Source organism: Acidovorax sp. GW823-FHT01C06 (assembly GCF_058798375.1).
The window spans coordinates 250,709-261,587 of the sequence record NZ_JBXAKN010000009.1 but is presented as its reverse complement, the minus strand read 5'-3'; the positions used below and the strand labels follow the sequence as shown (position 1 = coordinate 261,587).

Sequence of the window (10,879 nt, the reverse complement as noted above, 5' to 3'; positions counted from 1 at the left end):
TCGACCACACTCCGCTCTCAACCATCAGCCGCCCATGAGCCGCATTCCGGCCATGAACAACCTCCTGAGAATCAACACCTAGCGCCCATCTGAAAGTAGCACCGGGACAAGGTTTGCATTGCAACCCCCTTCCCCGCCTATACCCCGGCTCCGGTTTGACTGCTCCCCCACCGATAGCTGGACGTGGACCCACCCGTCATGGCCGGGCCCAAGTTGGGAAAAGAACCATAACAACGAGAATTTTTCCGCCGTTGGACACGGCCCTTCAAATTTTCTGGAATTCACGCATCAACAAATTTCGCACGATTGTGCTAAATTGGCGCCATGGATGCAAAGACCCAGAAATCGGAACTCACCCGCGCGGCCATCGTGGGCGCGGCGCTGGACCTGGCCGCGGCCGAGGGGCTGGAGTCGATCACCCTGCAGGCGGTGGCCGACCGCGTGGGCCTGTCCAAGAGCGGCGTGTTCTCGCGCGCCGGCTCGCGCGAGGCGCTGCAGAAGGCGGTGATCGAGGAGTTTGGCCGCCGCTTCCTGGCCGATGTGTTCGTGCCCGCCATGCAGCACCCCAAGGGCCTGCCGCGCCTCAACGAGATCGTGCGCCGCTGGATTGCCCGCACGCGCGACGTGGAGGCCTTCACCGGCTGCATCTATACGGCGGGCGCCTTCGAGCTGGACGACCGCGACGGCGAGCTGCGCGACCTGCTGCACGCCGAGATCACCCGCTGGCGCGCGGCCCTGCGCCGCACGGTGATCCAGTCCATCGAGGCCGGGCACCTGCCCCCCGACACCCCGCCCGACCAGCTGGTGGGCGAGATCTATGCGATGGCCATGGGCCTGTTGCACGACGTTCGCTTCCTGCGCGATCCGCAGGCAGTGCAGCGCGCCGAGGCGTCCTGGGCGCGCCTCGTCAAGAGTTATCAGACCGCCTGATCCTCCCCCTCTGCTTGTTCTTGCGCGATGGATGCCTCTTGTTTTTCTTTGCCCCAATTTCGCACAACCGTGCGAAGAAAGGAACCACCATGCTGATCATCTTGGGTATCGCCGCCATCGTGGCCGCGGCGGGCGCCGTCCGGGCGCTGCGCCAGACACTCGCCCGCCTTCCGCGCAGCAACCGGGACTGGATCTTCTACTGACCGTCCACCGCGTCCGCCCCCCATTCCCTCCCTTTCCGGAGCCCCTCATGAACGCCTCCCCTTCCTCCTCCACCGCCCTGCAGGCCACGTCCAGCTTCTACGGCGAACACCCCGGCATGCGCCTGCTGCGCGTGGCGCTGGGCACCACCGAGCGCCTGTGGCCCGCGCTGGCCGTGCGCGCGGCCTACCGCCTTTTCGGCACGCCCCTGCCCCTGCGCAAACCGGGCCGCAGCGCCGTGCCGCCCGGCCACTGGCGCACGGAACGCTGGCCGTTCGAAGACGCCGAGATCACGCTCTACCTGCCCCAGGCCCAGCCGCACGGCCCCACGGTGCTGCTGCTGCACGGCTGGGGCGGCCACGCGCGCCAGATGCTGCCGCTGGCCGGCGCCCTGGCCGCGCGGGGCCTGCGCCCGGTGCTGGTGGACCTGCCCGCGCACGGCGGCAGTCGGGGCCGCGTGAGCAACCTGCCGCAGTTCGCGCGCGCCATCGAATACGCCACCGCCCGCCTGCATGCGCAGGATTCGGCGCCCAGCGCCGTGGTAGCCCATTCGCTCGCGGCCAACGCGGCGGCCCATGCGGCCAGCCGGGGCCTGGCCACCGGGCGGCTGGTGCTGCTGGCGCCGCCCGCGTCGCCCCACGAATACACGCGCCTGTTCGCGCAGGTGTTCGGCCTGTCGGAGCGCACGCGCGCTTCCATGCACCGGCGCATCGAGGCGCGCGAGGGCATCCTGATGCGCCAGTTCGAGCCCCCGGCCGTGGGTCCGCGCATCGCGCTGCCCACCCTGGTGGTGCACGACCGGGGCGACCGCATCAACCGCTTTGCCGATGGCGAGGCCTACCGCGACCACATTCCGGGCGCCACGCTGCTGGCCACCGAAGGGCTGGGCCACCGCAAGATCCTGCAGCAGGATGGCGTGCTGGCGGCCGTGGCCGATTTTGTGGCGGGCCCGGGCCATCCACGCTGACGGGCCCGGGAGCCAGGGGGCCCGGCGGGGGGCCGCGCGGCGCAGCGTGCGGTGCGGGGTGGCTCGGCGCACCGCCGCGCGGTGTCGCCAACAGTTACAGCCGCAAGGCGAACAGGACGCGGCCAGCGCCTATCATCCGCAGTCGTGCGTGCCCCCAGGGCCGCTCTTGCCGATGATTCACCGGTGTGCTGCCTGCCACCGGTGGCCCCACGCCGCTACCTGTTGTCTCCGATGCACGCTCTCCTGTCCGCCTGGCCCGCCCTGGCCCTGCTGTTGCCCGCGCTGGTGCTGGTGTCGGCCTTCTATTTCCTGGCCAAGGGCGACCGCCGCGCGTTCTCGCACCTGCTGGCCCTGCTGGCGTGTTTCCTGATCGGCGCGCTGCTGATGGAGTTCTTCATCTTCATGGCGGCGCGCATGGCCCGTTCGGGCAGCCGCGAGGCCGTGCTGGGCGCCGGCACCCGCCAGCTGCTGGAAACCATGGCCAATCCGCGCTCCATCACCGCCCCGCCCCTGTCGCTGGCGGCCGTGGCGGCCTACAGCGTGCTGGCGTCGTACCTGTGGCTGCTGGTCACCTGGGGCCTGCACCTGCGCGGCAAGCCTGCCGGCGGCGCCGGAAAGAAGAAAGCGGCCAAGCGCCCGCCGCGCAAGCCGGCCCGGGCCTGATCCACGGGCCTTGGGGTCTTTGGGGCCCCTAGCGCTGGATACATCAGCGCCGACAGCTATATATTTAATAGCATATCCTGCGCGCACACTTGACGCAGGGCAACCCCCGGCGCGCGGAGCGCATCCACAATGGCAGGCGATCCCCTCCGGTCGCGGAGGTGCGTACCAGGCTGTCCACCTCCTGCCTTTTCCTGCCATGACTTCCTCCTTCTCCTCCTCCTCCCACAGCGATGTCCTCATCGTCGGCGCGGGGCCCGCGGGCCTGTCGCTGGCCATTTCCCTGGCCCACGCCGGTTTCACGGCCACGGTGGTCGAGCAGCAGCCCCAGGCCGCGCTGGCCGCCCCCGCGCCCGACGGCCGCGAGATCGCGCTGACCCACCCCAGCCGCGCCACGCTCCAGCGGCTGGGCACCTGGGCGCAACTGGCGCCGCACGAGACCGGCGCCATCCGCGAGGCCCAGGTGCATGACGGGCCGCTCGGCCAGCGCAGCGCGCTGCAGCTCGACGCCCAGCGCTCGGGCCACGGGGCGCTGGGCTTCATCGTCCCCAACCACGCGCTGCGCCGCACCGCCTATGCGGTGGCCGCGCAAACGCCCGGCGTGCGCATCGTCACCGGCGCCCAGGTGACGCGCGTGGCCACCCTGGCCACGCATGCCGAGCTGGAGTACCGCCTGCCTGCCCCCACAGACACGGCCCCGGACGCGGAGGCCCTTTCACCCCAGCGCCTGCAGGCGCCCTTGCTGGTCGCGGCGGACAGCCGCTTCTCGGCCACGCGGCGCCAGCTGGGCATTGGCGCGCGCATGGCGGACTTCGGCCGCACCGTGATCGTCTGCCGCATGCGCCATGCCCGGCCCCATGGCGGCGTGGCGCACGAGTGTTTCGGCTACGAACGCACGCTGGCCATCCTGCCCCTGCCGGATGCGGTGGATGCCGCAGACGCGGCCGACACGGCCGGCAGCCCGCACCTGTGCTCGGTCGTGGTCACCGCAGGCGCTGCGGATGCCGCCACGCTGATGGCGTTGCCCGCCGACGCCTTTGCCGCCCAGGTGCGGGCGCAGTTCGACAACCGCCTGGGGCCCATGCAGCTCGACGGAGAACGCCACGCCTACCCGCTGGTGGCCGTGTACGCGGAACGCTTTGCCGCCCACCGCTGCGCGCTGCTGGGCGACGCGGCCGTGGGCATGCACCCGGTGACGGCCCACGGCTACAACCTGGGCCTGGCCGGCGTGGAGCGCCTGACCGCCGCCCTGCTGGCCGCGCGCGGCCAGGGCCGCGATATCGGAGACAGCGCAATCCTGTCCGCCTATGGACGCGCACACCACCACCACGCATGGCCGATCTACGAAGGCACGAACGCCATCGTGCGGCTGTACACCGATGCCCGCCCCCTGCCCCGCCTGCTGCGCCAGCTGGTGCTGCAGGGCGCCCGGCGCCTGCCACCGCTGCAGGCGGCCATCGTGGGGCAGCTCACCGGCAAGCCGCCCGCGTGGACCGAGCTGCTGGGGCGCCTGGCACGGCAGTGACACGTCCGCCGCCGCCCAGCCCGCCGGCCGCCACCGGGTGCCGCCCCCTTTCCACGCGCGGAAGGGAAGAAGTGGCAGCGCCCGCGCCCACGCCACGGGCGCTCAGGGGGTGGTGACTTCCAGCTCCACCATGCCGTACAGCGGCGCGCCCAGCCAGGGCCACCACAGGGTCTCCAGCGCCAGGCCCGCCCAGCCATAGCATTCCGCCACGCTGTGCGCGTGCCGCAGCGCCAGGCGCGGGTGCGCGGCGGACAGGTCGGCCAGGCGTGCCAGGCCCCAGCGGAACTCGGCCCCCGTGGGCCCCACGCTCGCGTGCCGGCCGGCCGTGCCCACGGCCCGGTGGGTGAGCACGTCCAGCACCAGGCGCGAGCCCGGGGGCGCGCACTGCGCGAACTCGTGCAGCACGGCCTGCACCTGGCCTGGCTCCAGGTACATGAGCACGCCCTCGCACACCACCAGCACGGGCGCCGCTGCCGCCCCGCTCCCCGCCGCGCGCGGTGGCAGGCCCAGCCGGCGCCACCAGCCGGGCTGGGTGATGTCCGCCTCGGCCAGCCGCGTGCGCGGGCACCGCGCGGGCAGCAGTTGCCGGCGCAGCGCCATCACCTCGGGCAGGTCGGCGTCGAGCCAGTGGTTGGCGCCGGTGTCCAGCCACTGGAAATGGTGCGACAGGCCGCAGCCCAGGTTCACGCCCTGGCCCCCGGGGTGCCTGAGGAAGAAGCCCTGCGCGGTGTCCCGGATGATCCGGGTGCGCCACAGCACGTTCAGCACGGTGGGCAGGTCGTTGAGGTAGGGCTCCACATCGGTGCCCAGCCGCTCCAGCAGCCCGGCGGCCACCGCGTCGCCGCAGGCCAGCCAGGGAAAGTAATGGTTGCCCCGCGCCCGCGCCGCCAGCGGGATGAGCAGGGTGCTGGGCACGGCGGGCAAGGGCGCGTGCCGCAGCGGGGCCGGTGCCGCGGCGCTGCGTGGCGCGGGCGCCCGCCCGGCGGATGCCCGGGGACGGCGTCGGCTTCGGTGCGGCTGCAGCGGCAAGATCGTCTCCTCCTGTGGTCGCAGGGGCGCCCCGTTTGGCGGAATGGATGGACGGGAGCAGGCAGTACGGCGGCCACGCGCACAGGCTGCTGGCCGCCACGGGAGACTGCGGCGACGGACTGGGGCCGCCGGGAAGTCTGCGAACGCCATTGTGGTCCGAACCCGGTCCGGTGTGCCCATTTCGCAGGGCCGCGCAAGGGTATATGCAAACGCGGGAAATGGCCGGTGCGGCTACACCCGCTTGGTCAACACCTCCCAGACCAGCGAGACGCCCGCGGCCAGCAGGTCGCCGGTGAAGGAGTCGCCATCGCCATCCCGCGCGCCGCTGAAGGCACTCTTTTGCCGCTCGCGCTCGGCCCGGCTGCGGTCGCGCTCCAGCGCCACCAGGGCATCGCCAATGTCCACGGTCGCCGCCGGCGTGCCGTGCGCGGCCTGGGCCGGGCGGGCGCCAGCCCGGGCGTAGCCCTCCATCGCGCGCACCACGGCATCGGGGTCGATGAGCGAGAACGCCGCGCGGCAGTAGGGGCAGGCGTGGTCCTTGCGGATGTCCACGGGCGCGCCGCAGCTGGTGCAGTAGATGGCGCCCACGCGCCGGGCCAGGTCGTCGATCTCGGGGCGCGTCATGTGGCGCACGAAGCCCTTTTCGACCATGAAGGAGGAAAAGGTGCTGAACCGCCCGTGCTGGCGCGCGCAGCGGTAGGTCATGTAGCGGCCGCTGCGCACCACGTCGAAGCCCTGGTCCAGCGCGCAGCTGCAGCGCGGGCAGGCCATGCGCGCCTGCAGCGGGCGGTGTTCATGGGTGCGGTGTTCGTGCAGCAGGCGGAACAGGTCCACCACCGCCTGGGGCGAGAGCTTGAGGTTCTCGTGCCGGTCCAGCCAGAGGCCCTGGCAGGCGTAGCAGATGTCCAGCTCCAGCGTGTGCCCGGTGTTGCTGGTGAACGAATGGGCCTCCATGGGCTGGCGGCACGACGGGCAGGATGGGGCGGATGGCGGCATGGTGGACGTCGGGTGAGGGCCGGCCCTCTTGCCCGCCGCTGTGAGGCAGCCATCCTACCGTTCCCGCCGCCTCGCACCTTCGCCTGGCGAAGTTCATCGTCCACGTGCGCATTCATCCACTAGCATTCGCGCCTCGAACTACAAGGAACAACACACATGGGATTCATGAACTGGCAAGAAAAAAGCGCGGCCGTGCTGCAGCAGGGCGGAGTGATCGCGCCCGACGAACGGCTGCCCTGGCCGCAGACGGCGGCGATGGGCGTGCAGCATGTGATCGCGATGTTCGGCGCCACGGTGCTGGCGCCCATCCTGATGGGGTTCGACCCCAACGTGGCCATCCTGATGAGCGGCGTGGGCACGCTGATCTTCTTCCTGGTGACGGGCGGCAGGGTGCCCAGCTACCTGGGTTCGAGCTTTGCCTTCATCGGGGTGGTGATCGCGGCCACGGGCTATGCGGGCAAGGGGGTCAACGGCAACATCGCCGTCGCCCTGGGCGGCATCATCGCCTGCGGCCTGCTCTACACGCTGATCGGCGCGCTGGTGCAGGCCATCGGCACGGGCTGGATCGAGCGCTTCATGCCGCCCGTGGTCACGGGCTCGGTCGTCGCGGTGATCGGGCTGAACCTGGCGGGCATTCCGATCAAGAACATGGCGGCGAGCAATTTCGACAGCTGGATGCAGGTGGTGACCTTCGTGAGCGTGGGCCTGGTGGCCGTGCTCACGCGCGGCATGGTGCAGCGCCTCCTGATCCTGGTGGGGCTGATCGTGGCGAGCATCATCCACGCGGTGCTCACCAACGGCCTGGGCCTGGGCAAGCCCATCGACCTGTCGATCCTGGCGAACGCGGCATGGGTGGGCATGCCCAACTTCGCCGCGCCGGTGTTCGACGGCAACGCGATGCTGCTGATCGCCCCGGTGGCCATCATCCTGGTGGCGGAGAACCTGGGCCACATCAAGGCCGTGACGGCCATGACCGGCCGCGACCTGGACCGCTACATGGGCCGTGCGTTCATCGGCGACGGCGTGGCCACCATGGTGAGCGGCGGCGTGGGCGGCACGGGCGTGACGACCTATGCCGAGAACATCGGCGTGATGGCCGCGACCAAGATCTATTCCACCGCCGTGTTCCTGCTGGCGGGCGTGTTCGCGCTGGTGCTGGGCTTTTCCCCCAAGTTCGGCGCGCTGATCCAGACCATTCCGCTGCCGGTGATGGGGGGCGTCTCCATCGTGGTGTTCGGCCTGATCGCGGTGGCCGGGGCCAAGATCTGGGTGGACAACAAGGTGGACTTCTCGCAGAACAAGAACCTGATCGTCGCGGCCATCACGCTCATCCTGGGCACGGGCGACTTCACGCTCAAGTTCGGCCAGTTCGCGCTGGGCGGCATCGGCACGGCCACGTTCGGCGCCATCCTGCTGTATGCCTTGCTCAACCGCAAAGCGGCGTAATCTGCGGACGTGAGCGGACGTGAGCGGACGTACCGCATTTGCAAGGGTTAACCCTTAATTTGTAAGGAACGACGGCTAGCATCCTGGGTTTTGTCCACGGGGCCATCCGCTCACCGGGCGGGTGGCCTCTTTTCTTTTTTTGCGGAGTTTGTTCATGTCCCTGGCCGATCGGGTGCTGTACCCCGACTTTCTCTCCCGCACCATGTCCGCCGACGAGGCGGCCGCCCTGATCCCTGCCGGTGCCCATGTGGGCATGAGCGGCTTCACCGGCGCGGGCTACCCCAAGGCCGTGCCCGGCGCGCTGGCGCGGCGCATCGAAAGCCTGAACGCGCAAGGCCATGGTTTCAAGATCGGGCTGTGGACGGGAGCCAGCACCGCGCCTGAGCTGGACGGCGCGCTGGCCCAGGTGGACGGCATCGAGATGCGACTGCCCTACCAGTCCGACCCCACGGTGCGCCGCCAGATCAATGCGGGCCACATGCAGTACGTGGACATCCACCTGTCGCACGTGGCGCAGTTCGTGTGGTTCGGCTTCCTGGGCAAGCTCGACGTGGCCGTGGTCGAGGTGGCGGGCGTGCTGCCCGACGGCCGGCTGATTCCCTCGTCCTCGGTGGGCAACAACAAGACCTGGCTGGACCAGGCCGACAAGGTCATCCTGGAAGTGAATGCCTGGCACAACCCGGGCCTGGAAGGGATGCACGACATCTACTACGGCACAGACGTGCCGCCACACCGCAGGCCCATCCCGATGACGCGGCCCGACGAGCGCATCGGCGAGCCCTACCTGCGCTGCGACCCGTCCAAGGTGATCGCGGTGGTGGTGACGGACCAGCCCGACCGCAACAGCGTCTACGCCGCGCCCGACGACACCTCGAACCGCATCGCGGGCCACATCATCGAGTTCCTGCAGCACGAGGTGAAGAAGGGCCGGCTGCCCCGGGACCTGCTGCCGCTGCAGTCGGGCGTGGGCAACATCGCCAACGCGGTGCTGGCGGGGCTGAACAACGGCCCGTTCGAAAACCTCACGGCCTACACCGAGGTGCTGCAGGACGGCATGCTGGACATGCTGCGCTCGGGCAAGCTCGCCAGCGCCTCGGCCACCGCCCTGTCGCTCAGCCCGGCGGCGATGCAGGACTTCAACGAGCGCATCGAGTACTACAAGCAGCGCATCGTGCTGCGCCCGCAGGAGATCAGCAACCACCCGGAGCTGATCCGCCGCATGGGCCTGATCGCGATGAACGGCATGATCGAGGCCGACATCTACGGCAACGTCAACTCCACCCACATCATGGGCTCGGCCATCATGAACGGCATCGGCGGCTCGGGCGACTTCGCGCGCAATGCGTACCTGTCGATCTTCATGACGCCCTCGCTGGCCAAGAACGGCTCGATCTCGTGCATCGTGCCCATGGCCTCGCACGTGGACCACACCGAGCACGACGTGCAGATCCTCGTCACCGAACAGGGCCTGGCCGACCTGCGCGGCCACTCGCCCACGCAGCGGGCCGAGCTCATCATCGACCGCTGCGCGCACCCCGACTTCCGCCCGGCCCTGCACGACTATGTGGCCCGCGCCAAGCGCGGCGCCGTGGGCCAGCACACGCCGCACCTGCTGGGCGAGGCACTGTCCTGGCACCAGCGCTACGTGGAGACGGGCAGCATGCGGCAGAGCGCGCCCGCCTGACCAGGCCCCGGCCGAATCCCCCGGCCGGCAGGGAGAACATGGTCTTGTCACAGGCCCTGGGTAGAATCAGGGTTAACCCTTGGTCGTCGGACCACCAGGCCTCCCCCCGTTTTCCTTTTTCTTCACCGGCCACCAGCCCTTCGCGGGGCTGGTGGCCTTCTTGTCCGTGAGTTTTCCTGCCATGCAACGTCGCCAGTTCACCCAGTCCCTTGCCGCTGCCAGCGCCGGCCTGCTTTTTGCCAACCCGTCGCGCGCCGTGGGCGTGCAGGACCCGATGGACGCCAGGAGCGTGGCCATTGGCTGCTCCGTCGGCCTGACCGGTGCCCTGGCCAGCCTGGGCAAGGAACTCAAGCAGGGCCTGGACGCGGGCATCGCCCAGGCGAACGTGCGCGGCATCCATGGCCGGGAGCTGAAGCTGCTGGCGCTGGACGACGGCTATGACGCCGCCCGCTCGGAGGAGAACGCGCGCAAGCTGATCGCCGACGGCGGCGTGGTGGCGCTGCTGTCGTGCATGGGCACGGCCAACAACCAGCGCATCCTGCCGCTGGTGGACGAGGCGCAGATCCCCTACGTGGCCCCGCAAAGCGGCGCCACGTCGCTGCGCAAGGCCGAATACCGCTCGGTGTTCCACGTGCGCGCCAGCTACTCCGACGAGGCCCAGCGCCTCACGCAGAAGCTGGTGGCCATGGGCATCACCGACCTGGCCATCGTCTACCAGGACACCGCCTTCGGCCGCGAATTCCTGGCCGATGTGAACAACGCCATGAAGGCGGCCCAGCAGCCCGCGCCCAAGGCGTTCAAGCTCGACGCACAGGGCGCGCAGGTGGCCGACGTGGTCAGGCAGGCCGTGGCGGCCAAGCCCACGACGGTGCTGCTGGGGACGGCGGGCGACGTGTCGGCCGCGCTGGTCAGCGAATTCAAGAAGGTGTCGCCCAGCACCCCGCTGGCAGCGACCAGCGTGGCCCTGTCCGGCGACAACCTGCGCCAGCTCGGCGGCAAGGCGGCGGGCATCGCGCTGTCGATGGTGCTGCCCGACGCGGGCCGCACCAGCGTTGCCCTGGTGCGCGACTACCAGCGCGCCATGAAGGCGGTGGGTTTTCAGGAATTCTCGAGCCGCAGCTTCGAGGGCTATGTGAACGCCCGCGTGCTCGCCGAAGGCCTGGAGCGCGCCGGCCGCGAGCTGACCCGCGCCAGGCTGCGCAACGCGCTGGCCGGCATCCGCAGCAACGACCTGGGCGGCCTCACGATCGACTACGCCGGCAGCGCCCCCTATGTGGGCTCGCGTTTCCTGGACCTGGGCGTGATGGGCGCCAACGGCAAATTCATCGGGTAACCCCCTGGGGCGCTGCGCGCCGTTCCTCAAGGGGGACGCCTCCGGTGGACCGGCAGGGCCGGATCCACGGTGGCGCCGGGCCGGGGCTGCGCCCATGAGAGCAAGATG

9 protein-coding genes are annotated in these 10,879 nt (G+C 70.3%); 7 read left to right on the top strand and 2 right to left on the bottom strand.

The annotated features are described in order from the left end of the window. Positions 1-324: 324 nt before the first annotated feature. The 4 genes from AC1RCS_RS18970 to ubiM all read left to right on the top strand — a co-directional run bounded on the left by AC1RCS_RS18970 (position 325) and on the right by ubiM (position 4,283). On the top strand, positions 325-930 hold the full coding sequence (locus AC1RCS_RS18970) for a TetR/AcrR family transcriptional regulator (protein WP_492246185.1): 606 nt from the start codon (positions 325-327) through the stop codon (positions 928-930). Between the two features lie 250 nt (positions 931-1,180). Next, a complete protein-coding gene (locus AC1RCS_RS18965) occupies positions 1,181-2,098 on the top strand; it encodes an alpha/beta fold hydrolase (RefSeq protein ID WP_492246184.1) in 918 nt (305 codons plus the stop codon). A 231-nt stretch (positions 2,099-2,329) separates the two neighbouring features. Beyond that, positions 2,330-2,761 (top strand): hypothetical protein, encoded by a 432-nt coding sequence (locus AC1RCS_RS18960; RefSeq protein WP_218296491.1) that lies wholly within the window; start codon positions 2,330-2,332, stop codon positions 2,759-2,761. 196 nt (positions 2,762-2,957) lie between these two features. After that, the gene (ubiM, locus tag AC1RCS_RS18955; protein ID WP_492246183.1) at positions 2,958-4,283 is read left to right on the top strand and encodes a 5-demethoxyubiquinol-8 5-hydroxylase UbiM; all 1,326 of its coding nucleotides are present in this window, start codon (positions 2,958-2,960) and stop codon (positions 4,281-4,283) included. 102 nt (positions 4,284-4,385) lie between these two features. On the opposite strand, the gene AC1RCS_RS18950 is transcribed toward ubiM, so the two are convergent. Next, a complete protein-coding gene (locus AC1RCS_RS18950) occupies positions 4,386-5,198 on the bottom strand; it encodes a class I SAM-dependent methyltransferase (RefSeq protein ID WP_492246182.1) in 813 nt (270 codons plus the stop codon). A 345-nt stretch (positions 5,199-5,543) separates the two neighbouring features. Continuing rightward, positions 5,544-6,308: a zf-TFIIB domain-containing protein gene (locus AC1RCS_RS18945; protein WP_218296488.1), complete on the bottom strand. Its 765-nt coding sequence runs from the start codon at positions 6,306-6,308 to the stop codon at positions 5,544-5,546. Positions 6,309-6,464: 156 nt separating this feature from the next. Here AC1RCS_RS18945 and AC1RCS_RS18940 point away from each other — a divergent pair, with 156 nt between their 5' ends. From AC1RCS_RS18940 to AC1RCS_RS18930, 3 genes are all read left to right on the top strand, one after another. Continuing rightward, positions 6,465-7,754, top strand: coding sequence for a solute carrier family 23 protein (locus AC1RCS_RS18940; RefSeq protein ID WP_492246181.1), 1,290 nt, complete (start codon positions 6,465-6,467; stop codon positions 7,752-7,754). Between the two features lie 154 nt (positions 7,755-7,908). Further along, on the top strand, positions 7,909-9,438 hold the full coding sequence (gene scpC / locus AC1RCS_RS18935; protein ID WP_218339235.1) for a succinyl-CoA:acetate CoA-transferase ScpC: 1,530 nt from the start codon (positions 7,909-7,911) through the stop codon (positions 9,436-9,438). A gap of 181 nt (positions 9,439-9,619) precedes the next feature. Beyond that, a complete protein-coding gene (locus AC1RCS_RS18930) occupies positions 9,620-10,771 on the top strand; it encodes an ABC transporter substrate-binding protein (protein WP_218296485.1) in 1,152 nt (383 codons plus the stop codon). Positions 10,772-10,879 lie beyond the last annotated feature (108 nt).